Origin of the sequence: Acidovorax sp. M2(2025) (genome assembly GCF_049330835.1) — a bacterium.
GTDB lineage: Bacteria > Pseudomonadota > Gammaproteobacteria > Burkholderiales > Burkholderiaceae_C > Acidovorax.
The window spans coordinates 2292463-2313255 of the sequence record NZ_CP186262.1; the positions used below are offsets into that span (position 1 = coordinate 2292463).

A 20793-nucleotide genomic window follows, 5' to 3' on the forward strand; every position below is an offset into this window, starting at 1 on the left:
GTGTGGGCCTGGGGCCCGTGGGCGCAAGTTGTGTGATTTTTCGGGACGGAACGCAAGTAAGTGGCATTGCAGCAAATCGTTGAACAAACCGTGACGGGCCTGGGGTATGACCTGGTGGAGATCGAGCGCTCTGCCGGAGGCTTGCTGCGCATCACCATCGATTTGCCGTGGGCGCCGCCGGCTGCCGAGGCCGCAGCCCCTGCCGCGCCCCTCCTGGAACAGTTCGTCACGGTGGAAGACTGCGAGAAGGTCACACGCCAGCTGCAGTTTGCGCTGGAGGTGGACGGCGTCGAGTACAAGCGCCTGGAGGTGTCCTCCCCCGGCATCGACCGCCCCCTGCGCCACGAACAGGACTTCGTGCGCTTCGCGGGCTCGGTCATCGACATCACCCTGAAGGCGCCCATTGGCGCCGCAGCGGCGGGGCAGGTCAATGCCACGCGCAAGAAATTTCGCGGCACGCTCGAGCGTGCCGAAACCGGCGGCTGGCAGATCGTCTGGAGCGACGAGCCCCCGGTGAAACCCGGCCAAAGAGTGAGCAAGAAGCGCGTGCCCGCACCGTTGCAGGCGCTGGGCTTCACCCTGGATGAGCTCAAGGACGCCCGGCTGGCGCCCATCGTGGACTTCAAGGGACGTGCAGGCAAGGCGGGGCCAGCCCCGGCCTGAGCCTGGCTTGAGCTGCTGAATAGACGGGGTGGGGCTGCGGGATGCCGCCACTGCCCTCAGGTGATTGAAACAGGAGAGTCGTCGCATGAATCGCGAATTGTTGATGTTGGTTGAGGCCATTTCGCGCGAGAAGAACGTGGAGCGTGATGTGGTCTTGGGCGCCGTGGAGTCCGCCCTGGCCCAGGCTACCAAGAAGCTCTACCAGGGCGATGTGGACATCCGCGTGTCCATCGACCGCGACAGCGGCAACTACGAGACTTTCCGCCGCTGGCTGGTGGTGCCCGACGATGCGGGCCTGCAAAACCCCGACGCCGAAGAGCTGCTCATGGATGCCAAAGAGCGCATCCCTGACATCGAGGTGGGCGAGTACATCGAGGAAGGCGTCGAGTCGGTTCCCATCGGCCGCATCGGCGCCATGGCCGCCAAGCAGGTCATCCTGCAGAAGATCCGCGACGCCGAGCGCGAAATGCTGCTCAACGACTTCATGTCGCGCGGCGAGAAGATCTTCACCGGCACCGTCAAGCGCATGGACAAGGGCGACATCATTGTCGAATCCGGCCGCGTGGAAGGCCGCCTGCGCCGCTCCGAGATGATCCCCAAGGAAAACCTGCGCAGCGGCGACCGCGTGCGGGCCATGATCATGGAAGTGGACCTGACCCTGCGCGGCGCGCCCATCATCCTGTCGCGCTCGGCGCCTGAATTCATGATCGAGCTCTTCCGCAACGAAGTGCCCGAGATCGAGCAGGGCCTGCTGGAGATCAAGTCCTGCGCCCGCGACCCCGGCTCGCGCGCCAAGATCGCCGTGCTCTCGCACGACAAGCGCGTGGACCCCATCGGCACCTGCGTGGGCGTGCGCGGCACCCGCGTGAATGCGGTGACCAACGAGCTCGCCGGCGAGCGCGTGGACATCGTGCTGTGGTCCGAGGACCCGGCGCAGTTCGTGATCGGTGCGCTGGCCCCGGCCAACGTGTCCTCCATCGTGGTCGATGAAGAAAAGCACGCCATGGACGTGGTGGTGGACGAGGAAAACCTGGCCATCGCCATCGGCCGCGGCGGGCAGAACGTGCGCCTGGCGTCCGACCTGACGGGCTGGAAGATCAACATCATGGACGCCGCCGAGAGCGCCCAGAAGCAGGCCAACGAGACCGACACGGCCCGCAAGCTGTTCATGGAAAAGCTGGATGTGGACGAGGAAATCGCCGACATCCTGATTTCCGAAGGCTTTACCAGCCTGGAAGAAGTGGCCTATGTGCCGCTGCAGGAAATGCTGGAGATCGAAGCGTTCGATGAAGACACCGTCAACGAGCTGCGCGCCCGCGCCAAGGATGCCCTGCTGACGATGGAAATCGCACGCGAGGAAAGCGTGGACGCGGTTTCCCAGGACCTGCGGGACCTGGAAGGCCTGACCCCCGAGCTGATTACCAAGCTGGCCGAGGGCGGAGTGCACACGCGTGACGACCTGGCCGATCTGGCCATTGATGAGCTGACCGACCTGACCGGACAGTCTCCTGAGGATGCCAAGGCCTTGATCATGAAGGCGCGCGAACACTGGTTCGCAGGGCAAGAGTAAAGGTCAGGGAGGCACGAACCATATATGTCCAGTAATACTGTCGCCGAGTTCGCCAGCGAACTCAAGAAATCGCCTGAAACCCTGCTCGACCAGCTCAAGGCCGCTGGCGTGGGCAAGGCCGCCCCTTCCGACGCCTTGACCGAGTCGGACAAGCAGAAGCTGCTGGCTTACCTGCAAGCCAGCCACGGCACGGCGTCCGCAGACCGCAAGAAGATCACGCTGGTGAAGAAGTCCACGAGCGAGATCAAGCAGGCGGATGCCACCGGCAAGGCGCGCACCATCCAGGTGGAAGTGCGCAAGAAGCGCACGTTCATCCAGCGCGATGAGGGCGCCGAGGCGTCCTCGCCTGCAGCGCAAGCGCGTGAAGCCGCCGTGGAGGAGCCCATGGTGTCGAGCGAAGACCAGGACCTGGCCCGCCGCGAGGAAGAAGCCCGCCGCCAGGCCGAGCTGATCCGCCGCCAGGAGGCGGAGCTGGCCGAGAAGCGCGCGGAACGCGAAGCGCGCGAAAAGCGCGAGCGCGAAGCCGAAGAGCGCGCGGCCGCCTACGCAGCCCAGGAAGCCGAGAAGAAGGCCCAGGCCTCCGCCGTGAAGGAAGAGCAGACGCGTGAGCAGGCTGCCGAAGCCGCCGCACGCGCCGCCGCCCAGGCCGAGGCCCGTGAAAAGGCCGCCGCCGAGGCCAAGACCCGCGCCGAAGAGGAAGCCGCCCGCGCCCGCGACCTGGAAGAGCGCCGCCGCAAGGCCCTGGCGGAGGCCGAGGCCATCCGCGCCATGATGGCCGCGCCCAAGAAGTCGGTCATGGTGGCCAAGAAGCCCGAAGAGCCCAAGCCGGCCGCCAAGCCTGCCGCAGCGGGCGACGCGAAGAAGGGCACGCTGCACAAGCCTGCCGTGGGCACGGGCACCGGCCGTACGGCGGCCCCTGCCGGCACCGGTGGTGCGCCCGGCAGCGGCAAGGAAGTCAAGTCGGCCAAGCTGTCGTCCAGCTGGGCCAACGACACGGCCAAGAAAAAGGAAATCAAGACCCGCGGCGACAGCAGCGGTGGCGTGGGGCGCAACAACTGGCGCGCCGGCCCGCGTGGCCGCCGCGGCAACGACCGCGACCAGCGCGACGACCACCACGCATCCGCGCCGGTGGAAGCGCGCGTGCTGGAAGTGCATGTGCCCGAGACCATCACCGTGGCCGAACTGGCGCACAAGATGTCCATCAAGGCCTCCGAGGTCATCAAGGCCCTGATGAAGATGGGCCAGATGGTCACCATCAACCAGCCGCTGGACCAGGACACCGCGATGATCGTGGTGGAAGAAATGGGCCACAAGGCCGTGGTGGCGGCGCTGGACGATCCGGAAGCCTTTACCGACGACGAAGTGGGCCAACAGGACGCCGAGGTGCTGCCCCGCGCTCCCGTGGTTACCGTCATGGGCCACGTGGACCACGGCAAGACCTCGCTGCTGGACTACATCCGCCGCGCCAAGGTCGCTGCGGGCGAAGCCGGCGGCATCACCCAGCACATCGGTGCCTACCACGTGGAAACGCCGCGCGGCATGGTGTCGTTCCTGGATACCCCCGGTCACGAGGCCTTCACGGCCATGCGGGCCCGCGGTGCGCAGGCCACCGACATCGTCATCCTGGTGGTGGCGGCTGACGACGGCGTCATGCCCCAGACCAAGGAAGCCATCAAGCACGCGAAGGCGGCTGGCGTGCCCATCGTGGTCGCCATCACCAAGGCCGACAAGCCCGATGCCAACCCCGAGCGCGTGAAGCAGGAGCTGGTGGTCGAGGAAGTGGTGCCCGAAGAATACGGCGGTGATTCGCCCTTCGTGGCCGTGTCGTCCAAGACCGGCATGGGCATCGACGAACTGTTGGAGCAGGTGCTGCTGCAGGCCGAAGTGCTGGAACTCAAGGCCCCGGTGGATGCCCTGGCCAAGGGTCTGGTGATCGAAGCGCAGCTGGACAAGGGCCGCGGCCCGGTGGCCACGGTGCTGGTGCAGTCCGGCACGCTGAAGGTGGGCGACGTGGTGCTGGCAGGCCAGACCTCCGGCCGCGTACGCGCCATGCTGGACGAAAACGGCAAGCCGGCCAAGACGGCGGGCCCCTCGATTCCCGTGGAAATCCAGGGCCTGTCGGACGTGCCGCAGGCGGGCGACGAGTTCATGGTGCTGTCCGACGAGCGCCGTGCGCGCGAAATCGCGACCTACCGTGCCGGCAAGTTCCGCAACACCAAGCTGGCCAAGCAGCAGGCCGCCAAGCTGGAGAACGTGTTCTCCGAGATGACCGCGGGCGAGGTGCAGACCCTGCCCATCATCATCAAGGCGGACGTGCAGGGCTCGCAGGAAGCGCTGGCAGCCTCGCTGCTCAAGCTCTCCACCGACGAGATCCGCGTGCAGCTGGTCTATGCGGGCGTGGGCGGTATCAGCGAGTCCGACGTGAACCTGGCGATTGCCTCCAAGGCCATCGTGATCGGCTTCAACGTGCGTGCCGACGCCGGCGCGCGCAAGCTGGCCGAGTCGAGCGACGTGGATCTGCACTACTACAACATCATCTACGACGCCGTGGATGAGCTGAAGGCCGCCATGTCCGGCATGCTGGCACCCGAGCAGCGCGAAGAAGCCCTCGGCACGGCCGAGATCCGCACCGTGTTCGTGGCCTCCAAGATCGGTACGGTGGCGGGTTCGTACGTCACCTCCGGCCAGGTCACGCGCAACTGCAAGTTCCGCCTGCTGCGCGACAACGTGGTCATCTACACCGGCGAAGTCGAGTCCGTGCGCCGCCTTAAGGACGATGTCAAGGAAGTCAAGGAAGGCTTCGAGTGCGGTATCAAGCTGCGCAACTACAACGACATCAAGGAAGGCGACCAGCTCGAGTTCTTCGAAATCAAGGAAATCGCAAGAACGCTATGAAGCACCCCCTGAGTCGCTTCGCGCCTTCCCCCTCTCTCGACCCGCTGCGCGAGTCGGGAGGGGGACGCCCCCAGCACTGCGGGGCGGCCCTTGTGCGGGGGCGCTGGTCTGCGCCGCGTGAGAACCACGCGATGCCGGAACTGCGGCCAGCGAAGGGAGATTGATATGGCTGCAAAGAAGCCCTCCACTGCCAACCGCGCCTTCAAGGTGGCCGATCAGATCCAGCGCGATCTGACGGAGCTGATCGCGCGCGAGTTGAAAGACCCGCGCGTGGGCATGGTGACGCTGCAGGGCGTGGAGGTGACGCCCGATTACGCGCATGCCAAGGTGTTCTTCAGCCTGCTCACGGGCGACCCTGAGGAAACCCAGGCGGCGCTGAACCAGGCCGCAGGCTTCCTGCGCAACGGCCTGTTCAAGCGCCTGCACATCCACACGGTGCCCACGCTGCACTTCGTGTTCGACCGCACCACCGAGCGTGCGGCGGACATGAATGCGCTGATCGCGCGCGCCGTGGCTTCCCGCTCCAAAGACGGCGAGGACGCATGACCGAGCGCGCTCCCCGCACCCGGGTGCAGCGGCGCCCGGTGCACGGAGTGCTGCTGCTCGACAAACCCCTGGGCCTGTCCAGCAATGACGCCTTGCAAAAGGCGAAGTGGCTGCTGCGGGCCGAAAAGGCGGGCCACACCGGCACGCTGGACCCACTGGCCAGCGGCGTGCTGCCGCTGTGTTTTGGTGCGGCCACCAAGTTCAGCCAACTGCAGCTCAATGCGCCCAAGACGTACGAGGCCGTTGCCCTGCTGGGCGTGACCACCGCCACGGGCGATGCCGAGGGCGAGGTGCTGGAGCGCCGCGAGGTCGACCCCGCACAGCTCACCCCCGAGCGCCTGGCCGCCGTGCAGCAGCAGTTCACCGGGCCCATCCGGCAGGTGCCGCCCATGCACAGCGCCCTCAAGAAGGACGGCAAGGCGCTGTATGAGTACGCCCGCGCAGGCATTGCCGTGGAGCGGCCCGCGCGCGACGTGGTGATTCATGCATTGAAACTGGCCCTGACGCAGACTGAGCAAGCGCTACCAGCTATCAAAATGGTAGTGACTTGCAGCAAGGGCACCTACATCCGCACGCTGGGCGAGGACATCGGTGCCGCCCTGGGCTGCGGTGCGCACCTGGTGTTCCTGCGCCGCATCGACACCGGCGGGCTGGGCGTGGAGCGCTGCATCACGCTGGCGGCGCTGGAGGCCATGGACGAGGCCGCGCGCACTGCGGCGCTGGAGCCGGCCGAATCGCTGCTGGCACAGCATGTGCCTGTCACGCTGGACAGCGAGAATGCTGCCCGGTTCCTGTCCGGCGTGCGCCGGCGCGGGGCCTGGCCGGACGCGCCCGCCGTGGCGGTGTTTGGCGACAAGCCGCGCGCGCTGCTGGGCGTGGGGCACATCGCGGGGGGCGAGCTGATACCAGACCGGCTGCTGTCTCCGCTGGAAATTCAACAGATTCTGGAAGGCACGCCGCGCCTACACACGAACTAGCGGCACATTGGGAAAACTATGACGACGAAACAAATCCGCAACATTGCCATCATTGCCCACGTGGACCATGGCAAGACCACCATGGTGGACCAGCTGCTGCGCCAGTCCGGCACCTTTGCCGACCACGAGAAGGTGGTGGACACGGTGATGGACAACAACGCCATCGAACGCGAGCGCGGCATCACCATCCTGGCCAAGAACTGCGCCGTGAGCTGGGAAGGCACGCACATCAACATCGTGGACACCCCCGGCCACGCGGACTTCGGCGGCGAGGTGGAGCGCGCCCTGTCCATGGTGGACGGCGTGGTGCTGCTGATCGACGCGCAGGAAGGTCCCATGCCCCAGACGCGCTTCGTGACCAAGAAGGCGCTGGCCCTGGGCCTCAAGCCCATCGTGGTGGTCAACAAGGTGGACAAGCCGGGCGCCGCGCCCGACAAGGTGATCAACGCCGCGTTCGACCTGTTCGACAAGCTGGGCGCCACGGACGAGCAGCTGGACTTCCCCGTGGTGTACGCCTCGGGCATCAACGGCTGGTCGTCGCTGGAAGAAGGCGCGCCGGGCGAGCAATGGGGCCCCGACATGTCGGCCCTGTTCAACACCATCCTCAAGCACGTGCCGCCGAACTCGGGCGACCCCACGGCGCCGCTGCAGCTGCAGATCTCTGCGCTGGACTTCTCCACCTTCGTGGGCCGCATCGGCGTGGGCCGCATCAGCCAGGGCACCATCAAGCCCGGCATGGACGTGCTGGTGATGGAAGGTCCGGACGGCAAGTCCACCAAGGGCCGCATCAACCAGGTGCTGACCTTCCAGGGCCTGGACCGCATGCAGACGCCCGAAGCCGGCCCCGGCGACATCGTGCTGATCAACGGCATTGACGAGATCGGCATCGGCGTGACCGTGACCGACCCCAACAACCCGGCCCCGCTGCCCATGCTGCGGGTGGACGAGCCCACGCTGACCATGAACTTCTGCGTGAACACCTCGCCCCTGGCCGGCCGCGAAGGCAAGTTCGTGACCAGCCGCCAGATCTGGGACCGCCTGCAGAAGGAACTGCAGCACAACGTGGCCCTGCGCGTGAAGGAAACCGACGAGGACGGCATTTTTGAAGTGTCCGGCCGCGGCGAACTGCACCTGACCATCCTGCTGGAAAACATGCGCCGCGAAGGCTACGAGCTGGCCGTGTCCAAGCCCCGCGTGGTGTTCAAGGAGGTCAACGGCGAGAAGCACGAGCCAATCGAGCTGGTGACGGCCGACATCGAGGAAGGCCACCAGGGCGGCGTGATGCAGGCCCTGGGCGAGCGCAAGGGCGAGCTGGTGAACATGGAGCCGGACGGCCGTGGCCGCGTGCGCCTGGAGTACCGCATTCCGGCCCGGGGCCTGATCGGCTTCACCAACGAGTTCCTGAACCTCACGCGCGGCTCGGGCCTGATCAGCAACATCTTCGACGGCTACGAGCCCCACAAGGGCGACATCGGCGGCCGCAAGAACGGCGTGCTGATCTCCATGGACGACGGTGAAATCTTCACCTACGCCCTGGGCAAGCTGGACGACCGCGGCCGCATGTTCGTGAAGGCCGGCGACCCGGTGTACGAAGGCATGATCGTCGGCATCCACAGCCGCGACAACGACCTGGTCGTGAACGCCACCCGCACCAAGCAGCTGACCAACTTCCGCGTCTCGGGCAAGGAAGACGCGATCAAGATCACGCCCCCGATCGACCTCACGCTGGAATACGGCGTGGAATTCATCGAGGACGACGAGCTGGTCGAAATCACGCCCAAGAGCGTGCGCCTGCGCAAGCGCCACCTGAGCGAGAACGAGCGCAAGCGCGCCAGCCGTTCTTGATAAGCTCGGCGTTTCCGAAAGGGCCACTGCCACGCAGTGGCCTTTTTTCCGTCTGAACCCACGCAAACCCATGTTGAAACTCACGCATTCCCGGGCCGTGCTGCTGATGGTGGCCGTGACCCTGATGTGGTCGATTGCCGGGGTGGTCACGCGCCACCTGGAGCACGCGGCGAGTTTTGAGGTGACCTTCTGGCGCAGCTTTTTCACGCTGGTATCGCTGCTGGTCATCCTGCCCACCCTGCAGGGCCGGGCGGTGTTCACCTCCATGCGCCACAGCGGGCGGGCCCTGTGGATCTCGGGCGTGTGCTGGAGCGTGATGTTCACCGCCTTCATGGTGGCCCTGGTGCTGATGCCGGTGGCCAATGTGCTGGTGACGATGGCGGTGGGCCCGCTGCTCACCGCGCTGTTTTCTTGGCTTTTCATCGGGCACCGCATCGCGCCGCGCACCTGGGTGGCGATTGCGCTGGCGGGGCTGGGCATTGCGTGGATGTATGGCTCGCAGATGGCGGGCCTGCCCTGGGCTGGCACGCTGGTGGCCCTGTGCGTGCCGGTGGCTGCCGCCGTGAACTGGACGGTCGTGCAACACTCGCAACGCCACGGCCACGCGGTGGACCTGGTTCCCGCCGTGCTGGTGGGGGCGGTGATCTCGGTGGTGGCCACGCTGCCGCTGGCGACGCCGTTCCAGGCCTCCGGGCACGACCTGGCGCTCCTGGCGCTGCTGGGCGTGGTGCAATTGGCGATTCCCTGCGTGCTGGCCGTGCGCTGCGGCCGGGTGCTCAAGGCGCCCGAGATGGCGCTGCTGGGCTTGCTGGAAGTGATCTTTGGCATTCTGCTGGCATGGCTGGGCGCGGGCGAGAAGCCCGCCCCGGCGGTGCTGGCGGGAGGCGCGCTGGTGATCGGCGCGCTGGTTTTCAACGAACTCTTAGGCTGGAAGGAACAAAAATGACGGAGACGGTAGTGCCCGAAGTGCTGAGCGAAGTGCGTGGGCAGGTGGGTTTCATCACGCTGAACCGGCCGCGCGCGCTCAATGCGCTGTCGCTGGGCATGGTGCGTGACCTGATGGGCATCCTGCTGGCCTGGCAGAACGATGCGCGCGTGCTGGCGGTGGCCATCCGCGGCAGCAACAAGGAAGGGCCGTTCGGCGCCTTCTGCGCGGGCGGCGACATCCGCTTCCTGCACCAGGCGGGCAGCCAGGGCAACCCGCAGCTGGAAGACTTCTTCACCGAGGAATACGCCCTCAACCACCTGATCCACAACTACGCCAAGCCCTACATCGCCTTCATGGACGGCATCGTGATGGGCGGCGGCATGGGCATCAGCCAGGGCGCGGCCCTGCGCGTGGTGACGGAGCGCACCAAGATGGCCATGCCCGAGACGGCCATCGGCCTGTTTCCTGACGTGGGCGGCGGGTACTTCCTGAGCCGCTGCCCCGGCCATGTGGGCGAGTGGCTGGCGCTGACGGGCGACACCATCGGCGCGGGCGACGCCATCGAAAGCCGCCTGGCCGACGGCTGCCTGCCCGCCGACCAGCAGGCCGCGGTCTGGGACGCCCTGGCCACGCAGAGCTTTGCGGACGGAGCGGCCGTCAAGGCCTTTGTTGCTTCAAAATTTGTAGCTACCAGCGCTCACCACATAAGCACTAGAGGGCAAATCGACCAAATATTCTCGCTGCCCACCGTGGGCGCGATGATCGCCGCCCTGGAAGCCGCCGACAGCGACTGGGCGCGCCACACGGCGGCCACGCTGCGCAAGCGCTCGCCGCTGATGCTGCACGTGGTGCTGGAGCAGATCCGCCGCGCCCGCGGCATGGGCCTGGCCGACGACCTGCGCATGGAGCGCGACATGGTGCGCCACTGCTTCTACCTGCGCCCCGGCCAGAGCGAAACGGTGGAGGGTATCCGCGCCCTGGCCGTGGACAAGGACCATGCTCCGCAGTGGAATCCGGCGCGCATCGAAGACGTGACGCCTGCGATGGTGGCGCCGTTCTTCGTGAGCCCCTGGCCCGCGCACGCGCACCCGCTGGCGTCGCTGGCCTGAGCGGTTGGGTCGATTACGGCTGCAGCTGCTGGTAGACGCTGTTTGCCAGCGCCAGCAGCTCGGCCCGCGACAGCTGCCCGCTCAGCGCATAGCCGAAGCCCTGGTCCACCCAGTAGAACCCGGGCACCGGCCCTTCCTGCGTGAACTGGAAGGCGGCTTGCGGCAGCGGCAGGCCAGGGCGCTCCGCACCCCGGCCGGGCGCCTGCGCGGCGGGCGCGGCCAAGGCGCCCAGGTACAGCGTGATGCGCTGGCCCGCGCCGTTCTGGTACATGAACTGCGCGCGCGCCCCGCTGTCGCCCGGCAGCAGCCGCCCGCCCACCAGCTCGTAGCCCTGTGCGGCCAGCACGGGCACCTTGAGCGGGCGGTCCAGCCGCTTGGAGAGCCACTGCACCAGGTGCTCCTGCTGCGCGGCCGTCACTTCCACCGGGTGGCGCACCTCGGGCTGGTACACCGCGTGCGCCACGGCGGCCTGCTGGGCAAAGCGCTGGACCGGGGCCACGGCCAGCAGGCCCGCGGATGAGCTCGGTGCACCCGTGGCGGCAATGCCTGCGCGCTGCGTGGCCCAATGGCCGTGTCCCGACCAGCCCAGCCCGAACGCTGCCAGCACGGAGGCGGCCATGCCGCCCCAGCGCCACCAGCGGGCGCGCTGCCGTGCCTGTCCGTCCACGGCGGCCAGCGCGGCCTGCACCAGCGCCTCGGGCACGGGCGCGTGCTGCAGGTCCTCGTGCAGGGCCCGCAGCTGCGCCCGCTGTTGCTGCCAGCGGGCCAGCGTCTGCTGCGCCGCCGGGTCGCCGGCCAGTTGTTGCCGCAGCGCCTGCGCCTGCTCGGGCGGCAGCCGGCCGTCCACCAGCGCATGCCAGGCGTCTTGGCGGTCGTCATCGGTGCAGGCGGCGGGGCGGCTGTTCGGGTCCATGGCGTGGCAAGGGGGCGGTGGGTTTTTCACTTCAGGCGGCGCAGGCCCGGGGATTCGCGGCGTGAGGCGGGGCGGGCTGCGGGCGTGTGGTCCATCAGCGCCGCCAGCCGCGTGCGCGCCCGCGAGAGGCGCGACATCACCGTGCCCACGGGGATGTCCAGAATGCGTGCCGTGTCTTCATAGGCCATGTCTTCCACCGTCACCAGCAGAAGCACGGCGCGCTGCTCGGCGGGCAGGCGCTGCAGGCAGCGCTCCAGGTCCAGCAGCGTCTCATCGGCGGGCCCGCTGGCGCCCGGCAGGTGTTCCTGTACCTCGTCAATGTCCACGGCCGCGAGAGTGGGCGTGGCCCGGCGCTGGTTGAGGTACAGGTTGTGCATCAGGGTGAACAGCCAGGCACGCAGGTCGCTGCCGGGCCGCCACAGCCGCCATTTGCTGCACGCGCGCTCCAGCGTGTCCTGCACCAGGTCATCGGCCGCCCAGGCGTCGCCCGTCAGCATGCGCGCATAGCGGCGCAGGCCGGGCAGCTGTTCGAGCACCTGGGCGCGATTCATCCGGCGGCGGCAGGGTTTCGGCCTGCAGGCTGGGCTCAGGGCCGGGCGGTATGCCAGACCTGGTTCACGCCGTCACCGGTCTTGTCGCCGGGCTTGGCGTCCTTGGCCCAGTAGTACAGCGGCTTGCCCTTGTAGGCCAGCTGCGTCTTGCCGTCGTCGCGCGTCACCAGGGTGTAGTCCCCGCCGGGCGCGGTGCTGGCCACCAGCGGCGGCCAGTTGGCCGCGCACGGGCCGTTGCACACCGACTTGCCGCTGCCGGCCGCGTCGCGGTCAAAGGTGTAGAGCGTCATGCCGTTGGCGCCCACCAGCACGCCGTCCACGGTCTTCACGGGCGCTGCGCTGCCGCCATAGCCGGAGGCACAGCCGGCAAGCACCGTCAACGTCAGGGAGAGGGCGATCGTCGGGACAAGCTGCAATTTCTTCATGGGTTTCTCCAGGTCGGGGCGCAGGCCGCAATGGGGGCCTGACGCTCGGATAAACACATGGGCCCAGGGATTTATTCCATCTTGCCGGAAAAAACCTGCAGCGCGCGCTGCGTGGGCCGTGCCGGGGTCAGCGGTTGCGGCTCTTCATCGCCCGCTCCACCTCGCGCTTGCCCTCGCGGTCCTTGATGGTGTCGCGCTTGTCGTGCTCGGCCTTGCCCTTGGCCAGCGCGATCTCGCACTTCACAAAGCCATTCTTCCAGTGCAGGTTCAGCGGCACCAGCGTGTAGCCCTTTTGCTCCACCTTGCCGATCAGGCGCTTGATCTCGTCCTTCTTGAGCAGCAGCTTCTTGGTGCGGGCGGATTCCGGGTTGACGTGGGTGGACGCCGTCTTGAGCGGGTGGATGAGGCAGCCCAGCAGGTACAGCTCGCCGTCGCGGATCAGCACGTAGCCGTCGGTCAGCTGCACCTTGCCCTCGCGCAGGGCCTTGACTTCCCAGCCGTGCAGCACCATGCCCGCCTCGTGGCGTTCCTCGAAGAAATAGTTGAATGCCGCCTTCTTGTTCTCGGCAATGCGGGCGGGAGCGTCGGGTTTCTTGGCCATGGGGTTCAGATGCGGCTTCCAGCGGGAGACAAAAGATCTCCGTACATACAATTGTGGCCGTTCAAAGACCCGCGATTCTAGTTCCCTGGCCCGCCTTGCCCCTGCAGGACGCCAAGCCAGCATCCTGCATGAAAACCGTCCACAAGTCCGTCCTCATCTGGTACAGCCCCGAAGAGATGTTTTCCCTGGTGACCGGGGTGGAGCATTACCCCCAGTTCCTGCCCTGGTGCGACCGCGCGGCCGTGCTCGAGCGCACGGACACCGGCATGACCGCCGAGGTGGGCATCGCCTTCAGCGGCATCCGCCAGACCTTCGTGACACGCAACACGCACGAGGCAGGCCGCCGCGTGCAGATGCACCTGGTCAAGGGGCCCTTTTCGCGCCTCGACGGCGACTGGCACTTCCATCCGGTGGGTGATGGCTCGCAGCGCGCCTGCAAGGTGGAGCTGCTGCTGAACTACGGGTTTGACAGCTCCGCGCTGGCAGCGCTGGTGGGGCCGGTGTTCGACCGCATCGCGGGCAGCATGGTGGACGCCTTCGTCAAGCGTGCCGAGCAGGTCTATGGCTGAACCGCAGGGCCGGCCCCCGCTGCGCATCACCGTCGTGGTGTGCCTGGGGCCGCGGAAGACGCAGGAAGGCGTGGTGGACCTGCCCGAAGGCGCCACGGTGGCCGACGCACTGCAGGCCTGCGCCACGGCCCAGGGCTGGACGCTGCCGCCGGACGGCGGGCCGGCACTGGGGATCTGGGGGCGCGCAGCGGCGGCGCAGGCACCTGTCCGGGACGGGGACCGCGTGGAGGTTTACCGCCCGCTGGTGGTGGACCCGAAGGTGGCGCGCCGCGAGCGCTTTGCGCGTCAGGGCGCGCGTTCCACCGGTTTGTTCGCCCGCCAGCGGCCGGGGGGCAAGGCGGGGTACTGAGGCACGGGCTGGCGGGCGCCCGTGCGTTTGCGCACGCTTAGCGCTTGCACTCCGAGGCGATCACCCCGTCGATGCGCTTGGCTTCGGCGGCGAGGCCGGCTTCGTCCAGGAAGATGCGTTCGCCCTGGGCGTTGGACTGGGTGACGGGCCGGCCCGAATCAAGGGCCGCCTTGGCCTGGCGTGCGCGGGTGCAGTTTTCGGCCTTGGCCTTGGCGATGCGTTCTTCTTCGGCCTTCACCTTGGCGGCTTCAGCGGCCTCGGCCTGGGCCTTCTTTTCTTCCAGGGCCTTGTCTTTGCCGGGCGCGCTGGCAGCGGGCTTGGGGGCGGGCGCGGACGCGCCGGAAGCGGCCTCCGCCGGCACCGCGGCATCGGCCTGCGGCGCGCGCGGCAGGCCCCGGTTGGGCTGCTTGAGGATGTTCTTTTCGGGAATCTCCTGGGGCGGCGGGCGGTCGCTGAAGACCTTGCGGCCGTCCTTGTCGATCCACTGCCATTGCGCCGCTGCGCCCATGGCCCAGGTGCAGGCCACGGCCAGCAGGAGAAGCTTGTGCATTTTCATGCGGCCAAGTTTATCCATCTGCCCCCGCGCCTGCCACCGCGGGGCGGACGGATGGGCGCGTTTTCGCCACATTCGGCGGCCGGGGGATGCAGCGTCGCCGCCTGCAAAGGGGCCGCAGCGGCCGCCGTGGCGCGTTTTTGCCGGCTTTTGCCCACCGCTGCGCTGGCAGCAGTCGCCGTTGGCGCGCGGCGCGCCCAGCCCGGCCGTTTCCCCGGCGCGGGTACAATCCGTTTTTTGGAGCTTTCTCATGCGCCTTCTCGGAAAAGCGCTCACCTTCGACGATGTGTTGCTGGTGCCAGCGTACTCCCAGGTCCTGCCCAAGGACACGTCCCTCGCGACGAAACTCTCCCGCAACATCCAGCTGAACCTGCCGCTCGTGTCCGCCGCCATGGACACCGTGACCGAGGCGCGCCTGGCCATTGCCATCGCCCAGGAGGGCGGCATCGGCATCGTGCACAAGAACCTCACGGCGCAAGAGCAGGCCGCCCACGTGGCCAAGGTCAAGCGCTACGAATCCGGCGTGCTGCGCGACCCGGTGGTCATCACCCCCGAGCACACGGTGCTGCAGGTGCTGCAACTGTCCGAACAGCTGGGCATTTCGGGCTTTCCGGTGTGCGACGGCGGCAAGGTGGTGGGCATCGTCACGGGCCGCGACCTGCGCTTTGAAACGCGCTACGACGTCAAGGTCCACCAGATCATGACGCCGCGCGAGAAGCTCATCACGGTCAATGAAAAGAACCACACCACGCCTGCCGAAGCCAAGGCGCTGCTCAACAAGCACAAGCTGGAGCGCATCCTGGTCGTGAACGACGCCTTTGAACTCAAGGGCCTGATCACGGTGAAGGACATCACCAAGCAGACGAGCTTCCCCAACGCAGCGCGCGACGCCTCGGGCCGCCTGCGCGTGGGCGCCGCCGTCGGCGTGGGCGAGGGCACCGAAGAGCGTGTCGAGGCCCTGGTCAAGGCCGGCGTGGACGCCATCGTGGTGGACACCGCGCACGGCCACAGCAAGGGCGTGATTGACCGCGTGCGCTGGGTCAAGCAGAACTACCCGCAGATCGACGTGATCGGCGGCAACATCGCCACCGGCGCGGCCGCGCTGGCGCTGGTCGAGGCCGGCGCGGATGCGGTCAAGGTCGGCATCGGCCCCGGCTCCATCTGCACCACCCGCATCGTGGCGGGTGTGGGCGTGCCCCAGATCATGGCCATCGACAGCGTGGCCACGGCCCTCAAGGGCACGGGCGTGCCGCTGATCGCGGACGGCGGCATCCGCTACAGCGGTGACATCGCCAAGGCCCTGGCCGCTGGCGCCGGCACCGTGATGATGGGCGGCATGTTCGCCGGCACCGAGGAAGCCCCTGGCGAGGTGATCCTGTACCAGGGCCGCAGCTACAAGAGCTACCGCGGCATGGGCTCCATCGGCGCCATGCAGCAGGGCAGTGCCGACCGCTACTTCCAGGAGTCCAGCACCGGCAACCCCAACGCCGACAAGCTGGTGCCCGAAGGCATCGAAGGCCGCGTGCCCTACAAGGGCTCCATGGTCAGCATCGTCTACCAGATGGCCGGTGGCGTGCGCGCCTCCATGGGCTACTGCGGCTGCGCCACGATCGAGGACATGAACAACAAGGCCGAGTTCGTCGAGATCACCACGGCCGGTATCCGCGAGAGCCACGTGCACGACGTGCAGATCACCAAGGAAGCTCCCAACTACCGGGCGGACTGATCGTTGCAAGCCAATCTGGCCTGATTGAAAATATCTGGTCAGACTGATATAGTCTGGTCTGAATTCGTTATTCAGGCCAGACTTTTCTTTTTTTGGGGTCCGCGCATCCATGCAGTCCGTCGGCATTTACGAAGCCAAGAGCCGGTTCTCGGCCCTGATCGAGCTGGTCGAGCAGGGCGAGGAGGTGCGCATCACCCGCCATGGCAAGGAAGTGGTGCGCATGCTGCCCGTGCGGCGCCGCCCGGTCATCACCGACGAGCAGATCGCCCGCGAGCTGGGCCAGATCGACGCGTTGCACGCCAGCATCCGCCCGGCGGCTGGAGCCCCCCGCAGCGACAGCCTGCGCCGCACAGGCCGGACCACCGCATGACCGCCTTCGTGCTGGACGCCTCCGTGACCGCCGCCTGGCTGCTGCCCGATGCGGCCAGCGAGCACACGCGCCGCCTGTACACCCTGATCCGCCGCGACCAGGTGGAGCCCCAGGCCCCCAACCTCTGGCAGTGGGAGTGCAGCAATCTCATCGCCAGCGGCGTGCACAGCGGCCGCATCCCGCCGGCCTCGGTGGAAGGCCTGTGGAGCGTGCTGGAGGCCATCCGCCACCGCGTGGAGCTGCACGACCTGGCTCCGGCCCAGCACAAGGCCGTGCTGGACGTGGCGCTGGACACCGGCCTGCCCACCCTGGACGCGGCCTACCTGTGGCTGGCCCGCTCGCTGCGCCTGCCCCTGGCCACGTTTGATTCCGCGCAGATCGCCGCCGCCCAGCGCAGCGGCGTTGCGCTGCTCGACCTCTCCAGCCTTTGAATTCCAACCGCCGACCCTCCACCGCCATGCAACACCAGAAAATCCTCATCCTCGACTTCGGCTCGCAAGTCACCCAGCTCATCGCCCGCCGTGTGCGCGAAGCCAACGTGTACTGCGAAGTGCATCCTTGCGATGTGACCGACGAATGGGTGCGCGACTATGCCAAGGACGGCTCGCTCAAAGGCGTCATCCTGTCGGGCAGCCACGCCAGCGTGTACGAGGAAACCACCGACAAGGCCCCGCAGGCCGTATTTGAGCTGGGCCTGCCGGTGCTGGGCATCTGCTACGGCATGCAGACCATGGCGCACCAGCTGGGCGGCAAGGTCGAGGGTGGCCACAAGCGCGAGTTCGGCTTCGCCGCCGTGCGTGCCCGCGGCCACACCGCGCTGCTCAAGGACATTGCCGACTTCACCACGCCCGAAGGCCACGGCATGCTCAACGTCTGGATGAGCCACGGCGACAAGGTCACCGAGCTGCCCCCGGGATTCAAGCTCATGGCCAGCACCGACAGCTGCCCCATTGCCGGCATGGCCGACGAAGAGCGCCGCTTCTATGCCGTGCAGTTCCACCCCGAAGTCACGCACACCGTGCAGGGCCGGGCGCTGCTGGAGCGCTTCGTGCTGGGCATCTGCGGCGTGCAGCCCGACTGGGTGATGAAGGACCACATCGCCGAGGCCGTGGCAGCCATCCGCGCCCAGGTGGGCGACGAGGAAGTGATCCTGGGCCTCTCGGGCGGCGTGGACTCCTCCGTGGCCGCGGCACTGATCCACCGCGCCATCGGCGACCAGCTGACCTGCGTGTTCGTGGACCACGGCCTGCTGCGGCTGAACGAGGGCGACATGGTGATGGACATGTTCGAGGGCAAGCTGCACGCCAAGGTGATCCGCGTGGACGCGAGCGAACTGTTCCTCGGCAAGCTGGCCGGCGTGAGCGATCCGGAGCAAAAGCGCAAGATCATCGGCGGCCTGTTCGTCGACGTGTTCAAGGCCGAGGCCGCCAAGCTCAAGGCCGGCACCGGCGGCCACAAGGGCGCCACCTTCCTTGCGCAAGGCACCATCTACCCCGACGTGATCGAATCCGGCGGCGCCAAGAGCAAGAAGGCAGTCACCATCAAGAGCCACCACAACGTGGGCGGCCTGCCCGAGCAGCTGGGCCTGAAGCTGCTGGAGCCGCTGCGCGACCTGTTCAAGGACGAGGTGCGCGAACTGGGCGTGGCCCTGGGCCTGCCGCCCGAGATGGTCTACCGCCACCCGTTCCCCGGCCCCGGCCTGGGCGTGCGCATTCTGGGCGAGGTGAAGAAGGAATACGCCGACCTGCTGCGCCGCGCCGACGCGATCTTCATCGAAGAGCTGCGCAACTTCACCGACGAGGCCACGGGCAAGACCTGGTACGACCTCACCAGCCAGGCCTTCACCGTGTTCCTGCCGGTCAAGAGCGTGGGCGTGATGGGCGACGGCCGCACGTACGACTACGTGGTCGCCCTGCGCGCCGTGCAGACCAGCGACTTCATGACCGCCGACTGGGCCGAGCTGCCGTACGCGCTGCTCAAGAAGGTGTCGGGCCGCATCATCAACGAGGTGCGCGGCATCAACCGCGTGACCTACGACGTGAGCAGCAAGCCGCCGGCAACCATCGAGTGGGAGTGAGCAAGCGTCAGGCTGCCGTACCGCACATGAACCCGGACCATGGCCTGGCTTGACGCAGCGCGGGTGGCCGCCATCCTGGCCGTCGTGCTGTTGCACGTGGCCGCCAGCGTGGTGTCGCTGGCGCCGCTGGGGTCGGCGGACTGGTGGGCGGGCAACGGGTACGACGCCCTGGTGCGGTGGTGCGTGCCGGTGTTCGTGATGGTGAGCGGGGCGCTGCTGCTGGACGCGCGCAAGACCGAAAGCCTGGCAACGTTCTACCGCAAGCGCGCGGCCCGGATTGCGGTGCCGCTGCTGTTCTGGAGCGCGGTGTACATCCTCTGGAATTACCGCCACGCGTGGGACCAGCTGCGCCCGGCGGTGGTGCTGGAGAGCGTGGCGCGGGGGTGGCCGCACTACCACCTGTGGTTTCTGTACATGCTGCTGTGCCTGTACCTGTTCACGCCGTTTCTCCGCGTGGTGGCCTGGCACACCCCGCGGCGCGACCTGTGGTGGCTGGTGGGGGCCCTGTTTGTCCTGGCGGGCGTGAACGAGTGGCACCGGGTTGCCACCGGCGGCGGCGCGGGGCTGTTCATCAACTGGTTCCTGTCGTACCTGCCGTACTTCTTCTGCGGCTACCTTCTGCGGACGGCGCAGCGGAAAGTGCCCATGCCCTGGCTGGTGGCGGTGTTCGTGCTGTCGGTGGCCGCCACGGCGGCAGGGTGCTACGGGGTGGGGCGTGCCCACGGGCTGGACAAGGGCCTGTATTTCTATGGGTACCTGAGCGCCACGGTGATTCCCATGTCGCTGAGCGCGATGCTGCTGTTCAAGCGCTGCACCTGGGAGGGCGCATGGGCGCGCGGGGCCCAGCGGCTCTCGCAGCTGACGCTGGGCGCCTACCTGGTGCACCCCATCCTGCTGGAGTCGCTGCGCAGCGCGGGCCTGCAGCCGGAGCAAGGGGGCGCGCTGTGGTCGGTGCCTGCGCTGGCCGCAGTGGTGTTTGCGGGCGCGCTGGGCGTGGCCTGGGTGTTCCAGCGCCTGCCGCTGCTCAACCGCACGATCTAGGGCTGTTCTGCATGACCCTCGCGATCCGCCGCGGGAATCGTCGCGCCGTGTGCACCGGCGGGCCGATGCGGCCTGTCCGTTTCAGGCCCGAGCTTCGCCGGTGACGGGGTCGTAGGCCGTGCCGTTCGGGTCGATGATGCTGTTGGTGGCTGCGTCGTACGTGGTCAGGCGGTAGGTGCCGGCGCCCCTGCCGTCCAAGCCGATGTACGGGGCCTGGGCAAACAGCTGCCGGTTGTCCTGGGCGACGACGCCGTCGGCGGTCCACTTGTTGCTCATCAGCCATTCCGACGGGTTCACGCCCTCGGGCACTTCCACCTTGCCGTCCGTGCGCATCTTGGCCAGCGTGGGGTCCATGTTGAAGCCTTCGGCCGCCAGCAGCGCGGCGGGGGGCTGGCTCTTGTAGAAGGCGGCGGTTTCCGCGGGCATCTGCGACAGGTCGCTTTTCACGAGCGTGGAGCCGTCGGTGGGGAACTTGGACAGCTGGCCGCTGCGGATGGCTGCGTAGTCGGCGGCAAATTCGGGGTTGTTCTTGAAGAACATGTAGCGCCCCACGGCTTCCTGGTCGCCGCCGCTGAGCGACATGGAGATCATGCGCACATAGTCGGGCACCTCATAGTCCTCGGCGAACGTGTCGCCCAGGCCTTGTTCCCATTGGCGGAACTCCTGCAGGTTGTTGAACGGCGCCTTGGCCGTGGCGGTGCTGGAGCTGGCACCGGCGGCGGTGTCGGTGCCGCTTTTTTCGGTGTAGCGCTCGGCCGTGGACTGGTAGGGCTTGGTGCTTTGCTGCGTGGCGGTAGCGGTGGTGCCGGCCGCCGTGTCGCCGGCCGTGGCGGGCTGTGCCGACAGCTCGGCCAGGGTGCTCTGCAGCTCCTTGAGAAAGGTGAGGGGGTCGGCGTCGCCCTGCTGTTGGGCGGTGCGCTCCGCTGCCTTGGCGGCCAAGGTGCTGGAGACGCCCAGGGAGGTCAGCATGTGGGTGGCTTGGGAGATATCGAGCATCTTGCAGGTCCTTCGGTGACAGGCGGCGGTGCCTGGCGGGCCCCGGCGGAATGCCATGGGGGGCGTGGCTGATCGTCTCGCAAAGCCGC

Annotated in this window: 21 protein-coding genes; 15 read left to right on the forward strand and 6 right to left on the reverse strand. The window is 67.6% G+C overall.

All coding sequences use genetic code 11. The features are described from left to right. Positions 1-60: 60 nt before the first annotated feature. From rimP to ACOYR3_RS10650, 8 genes are all read left to right on the forward strand, one after another. Positions 61-663, forward strand: a complete 603-nt coding sequence (rimP, locus tag ACOYR3_RS10615) for a ribosome maturation factor RimP (protein WP_422846389.1) — start codon at positions 61-63, stop codon at positions 661-663. An 85-nt stretch (positions 664-748) separates the two neighbouring features. Then, positions 749-2233 carry a transcription termination factor NusA gene (gene nusA / locus ACOYR3_RS10620; protein ID WP_422846390.1) on the forward strand — a complete coding sequence of 495 codons (1485 nt, stop codon included), beginning with the start codon at positions 749-751 and terminating at the stop codon, positions 2231-2233. Between the two features lie 24 nt (positions 2234-2257). Beyond that, positions 2258-5128, forward strand: coding sequence for a translation initiation factor IF-2 (gene infB / locus ACOYR3_RS10625; RefSeq protein ID WP_422846391.1), 2871 nt, complete (start codon positions 2258-2260; stop codon positions 5126-5128). A 165-nt stretch (positions 5129-5293) separates the two neighbouring features. Further along, positions 5294-5674: a 30S ribosome-binding factor RbfA gene (gene rbfA / locus ACOYR3_RS10630; RefSeq protein WP_422846392.1), complete on the forward strand. Its 381-nt coding sequence runs from the start codon at positions 5294-5296 to the stop codon at positions 5672-5674. Next, positions 5671-6651 (forward strand): tRNA pseudouridine(55) synthase TruB, encoded by a 981-nt coding sequence (gene truB, locus ACOYR3_RS10635; protein WP_422846393.1) that lies wholly within the window; start codon positions 5671-5673, stop codon positions 6649-6651. Before rbfA ends, truB begins: the two co-directional genes overlap by 4 nt. A gap of 18 nt (positions 6652-6669) precedes the next feature. Next, the gene (typA, locus tag ACOYR3_RS10640; RefSeq protein ID WP_422846394.1) at positions 6670-8496 is read left to right on the forward strand and encodes a translational GTPase TypA; all 1827 of its coding nucleotides are present in this window, start codon (positions 6670-6672) and stop codon (positions 8494-8496) included. Positions 8497-8566: 70 nt separating this feature from the next. Further along, positions 8567-9442 carry a DMT family transporter gene (locus ACOYR3_RS10645; protein ID WP_422846395.1) on the forward strand — a complete coding sequence of 292 codons (876 nt, stop codon included), beginning with the start codon at positions 8567-8569 and terminating at the stop codon, positions 9440-9442. Next, positions 9439-10533: an enoyl-CoA hydratase/isomerase family protein gene (locus tag ACOYR3_RS10650; RefSeq protein WP_422846396.1), complete on the forward strand. Its 1095-nt coding sequence runs from the start codon at positions 9439-9441 to the stop codon at positions 10531-10533. The genes ACOYR3_RS10645 and ACOYR3_RS10650 overlap by 4 nt, the downstream gene beginning before the upstream one ends. A 13-nt stretch (positions 10534-10546) precedes the next feature. On the opposite strand, the gene ACOYR3_RS10655 is transcribed toward ACOYR3_RS10650, so the two are convergent. The 4 genes from ACOYR3_RS10655 to smpB form a co-directional block, all read right to left on the reverse strand. Continuing rightward, positions 10547-11446 (reverse strand): anti-sigma factor family protein, encoded by a 900-nt coding sequence (locus ACOYR3_RS10655; protein ID WP_422846397.1) that lies wholly within the window; start codon positions 11444-11446, stop codon positions 10547-10549. A 26-nt stretch (positions 11447-11472) separates the two neighbouring features. Continuing rightward, positions 11473-11997, reverse strand: coding sequence for an RNA polymerase sigma factor (locus tag ACOYR3_RS10660; RefSeq protein WP_422846398.1), 525 nt, complete (start codon positions 11995-11997; stop codon positions 11473-11475). A 35-nt stretch (positions 11998-12032) separates the two neighbouring features. Further along, positions 12033-12422, reverse strand: a complete 390-nt coding sequence (locus ACOYR3_RS10665) for a hypothetical protein (RefSeq protein WP_422846399.1) — start codon at positions 12420-12422, stop codon at positions 12033-12035. A 127-nt stretch (positions 12423-12549) separates the two neighbouring features. Continuing rightward, positions 12550-13023 carry an SsrA-binding protein SmpB gene (gene smpB, locus ACOYR3_RS10670; RefSeq protein WP_291485364.1) on the reverse strand — a complete coding sequence of 158 codons (474 nt, stop codon included), beginning with the start codon at positions 13021-13023 and terminating at the stop codon, positions 12550-12552. Between the two features lie 128 nt (positions 13024-13151). Here smpB and ACOYR3_RS10675 point away from each other — a divergent pair, with 128 nt between their 5' ends. Together ACOYR3_RS10675 and ACOYR3_RS10680 are read left to right on the forward strand one after the other, a co-directional pair. After that, positions 13152-13592 carry a type II toxin-antitoxin system RatA family toxin gene (locus tag ACOYR3_RS10675; RefSeq protein WP_422846400.1) on the forward strand — a complete coding sequence of 147 codons (441 nt, stop codon included), beginning with the start codon at positions 13152-13154 and terminating at the stop codon, positions 13590-13592. Then, positions 13585-13941: an RnfH family protein gene (locus ACOYR3_RS10680; RefSeq protein WP_422846401.1), complete on the forward strand. Its 357-nt coding sequence runs from the start codon at positions 13585-13587 to the stop codon at positions 13939-13941. The genes ACOYR3_RS10675 and ACOYR3_RS10680 overlap by 8 nt, the downstream gene beginning before the upstream one ends. A gap of 37 nt (positions 13942-13978) precedes the next feature. Here ACOYR3_RS10680 and ACOYR3_RS10685 read toward each other — a convergent pair whose 3' ends face one another. Further along, positions 13979-14497: a DUF4124 domain-containing protein gene (locus tag ACOYR3_RS10685; protein ID WP_422846402.1), complete on the reverse strand. Its 519-nt coding sequence runs from the start codon at positions 14495-14497 to the stop codon at positions 13979-13981. 247 nt (positions 14498-14744) lie between these two features. Here ACOYR3_RS10685 and guaB point away from each other — a divergent pair, with 247 nt between their 5' ends. The 5 genes from guaB to ACOYR3_RS10710 all read left to right on the forward strand — a co-directional run bounded on the left by guaB (position 14745) and on the right by ACOYR3_RS10710 (position 19708). Then, positions 14745-16220: an IMP dehydrogenase gene (guaB, locus tag ACOYR3_RS10690; RefSeq protein WP_422846403.1), complete on the forward strand. Its 1476-nt coding sequence runs from the start codon at positions 14745-14747 to the stop codon at positions 16218-16220. A gap of 109 nt (positions 16221-16329) precedes the next feature. Further along, positions 16330-16590 (forward strand): type II toxin-antitoxin system Phd/YefM family antitoxin, encoded by a 261-nt coding sequence (locus ACOYR3_RS10695; protein ID WP_422846404.1) that lies wholly within the window; start codon positions 16330-16332, stop codon positions 16588-16590. Further along, on the forward strand, positions 16587-17021 hold the full coding sequence (locus ACOYR3_RS10700; RefSeq protein WP_422846405.1) for a type II toxin-antitoxin system VapC family toxin: 435 nt from the start codon (positions 16587-16589) through the stop codon (positions 17019-17021). The genes ACOYR3_RS10695 and ACOYR3_RS10700 overlap by 4 nt, the downstream gene beginning before the upstream one ends. Before the next feature lie 26 nt (positions 17022-17047). Further along, positions 17048-18667, forward strand: a complete 1620-nt coding sequence (gene guaA, locus ACOYR3_RS10705; protein ID WP_422846406.1) for a glutamine-hydrolyzing GMP synthase — start codon at positions 17048-17050, stop codon at positions 18665-18667. A gap of 39 nt (positions 18668-18706) precedes the next feature. After that, entirely contained in the window at positions 18707-19708 is a 1002-nt protein-coding gene (locus ACOYR3_RS10710; RefSeq protein WP_422846407.1) for an acyltransferase, read from the forward strand. 81 nt (positions 19709-19789) lie between these two features. On the opposite strand, the gene ACOYR3_RS10715 is transcribed toward ACOYR3_RS10710, so the two are convergent. Continuing rightward, a complete protein-coding gene (locus tag ACOYR3_RS10715) occupies positions 19790-20704 on the reverse strand; it encodes a hypothetical protein (RefSeq protein WP_422846408.1) in 915 nt (304 codons plus the stop codon). Positions 20705-20793: the final 89 nt, after the last annotated feature.

Bases quoted from the DNA above. Each gene is read 5' to 3' on its own strand.
- ACOYR3_RS10695 (WP_422846404.1), top strand. From the start codon at position 16,330: ATGCAGTCCGTCGGCATTTACGAAGCCAAGAGCCGGTTCTCGGCCCTG.
- ACOYR3_RS10680 (WP_422846401.1), top strand. From the start codon at position 13,585: ATGGCTGAACCGCAGGGCCGGCCCCCGCTGCGCATCACCGTCGTGGTG.
- ACOYR3_RS10685 (WP_422846402.1), bottom strand. From the start codon at position 14,497: ATGAAAATGCACAAGCTTCTCCTGCTGGCCGTGGCCTGCACCTGGGCC.
- guaB (WP_422846403.1), top strand. From the start codon at position 14,745: ATGCGCCTTCTCGGAAAAGCGCTCACCTTCGACGATGTGTTGCTGGTG.
- nusA (WP_422846390.1), top strand. From the start codon at position 749: ATGAATCGCGAATTGTTGATGTTGGTTGAGGCCATTTCGCGCGAGAAG.
- ACOYR3_RS10665 (WP_422846399.1), bottom strand. From the start codon at position 12,422: ATGAAGAAATTGCAGCTTGTCCCGACGATCGCCCTCTCCCTGACGTTG.
- ACOYR3_RS10645 (WP_422846395.1), top strand. From the start codon at position 8,567: ATGTTGAAACTCACGCATTCCCGGGCCGTGCTGCTGATGGTGGCCGTG.
- ACOYR3_RS10715 (WP_422846408.1), bottom strand. From the start codon at position 20,704: ATGCTCGATATCTCCCAAGCCACCCACATGCTGACCTCCCTGGGCGTC.
- ACOYR3_RS10710 (WP_422846407.1), top strand. From the start codon at position 18,707: ATGGCCTGGCTTGACGCAGCGCGGGTGGCCGCCATCCTGGCCGTCGTG.
- ACOYR3_RS10700 (WP_422846405.1), top strand. From the start codon at position 16,587: ATGACCGCCTTCGTGCTGGACGCCTCCGTGACCGCCGCCTGGCTGCTG.
- smpB (WP_291485364.1), bottom strand. From the start codon at position 13,023: ATGGCCAAGAAACCCGACGCTCCCGCCCGCATTGCCGAGAACAAGAAG.
- infB (WP_422846391.1), top strand. From the start codon at position 2,258: ATGTCCAGTAATACTGTCGCCGAGTTCGCCAGCGAACTCAAGAAATCG.
- ACOYR3_RS10660 (WP_422846398.1), bottom strand. From the start codon at position 11,997: ATGAATCGCGCCCAGGTGCTCGAACAGCTGCCCGGCCTGCGCCGCTAT.
- guaA (WP_422846406.1), top strand. From the start codon at position 17,048: ATGCAACACCAGAAAATCCTCATCCTCGACTTCGGCTCGCAAGTCACC.
- ACOYR3_RS10655 (WP_422846397.1), bottom strand. From the start codon at position 11,446: ATGGACCCGAACAGCCGCCCCGCCGCCTGCACCGATGACGACCGCCAA.
- ACOYR3_RS10675 (WP_422846400.1), top strand. From the start codon at position 13,152: ATGAAAACCGTCCACAAGTCCGTCCTCATCTGGTACAGCCCCGAAGAG.
- typA (WP_422846394.1), top strand. From the start codon at position 6,670: ATGACGACGAAACAAATCCGCAACATTGCCATCATTGCCCACGTGGAC.
- truB (WP_422846393.1), top strand. From the start codon at position 5,671: ATGACCGAGCGCGCTCCCCGCACCCGGGTGCAGCGGCGCCCGGTGCAC.
- ACOYR3_RS10650 (WP_422846396.1), top strand. From the start codon at position 9,439: ATGACGGAGACGGTAGTGCCCGAAGTGCTGAGCGAAGTGCGTGGGCAG.
- rbfA (WP_422846392.1), top strand. From the start codon at position 5,294: ATGGCTGCAAAGAAGCCCTCCACTGCCAACCGCGCCTTCAAGGTGGCC.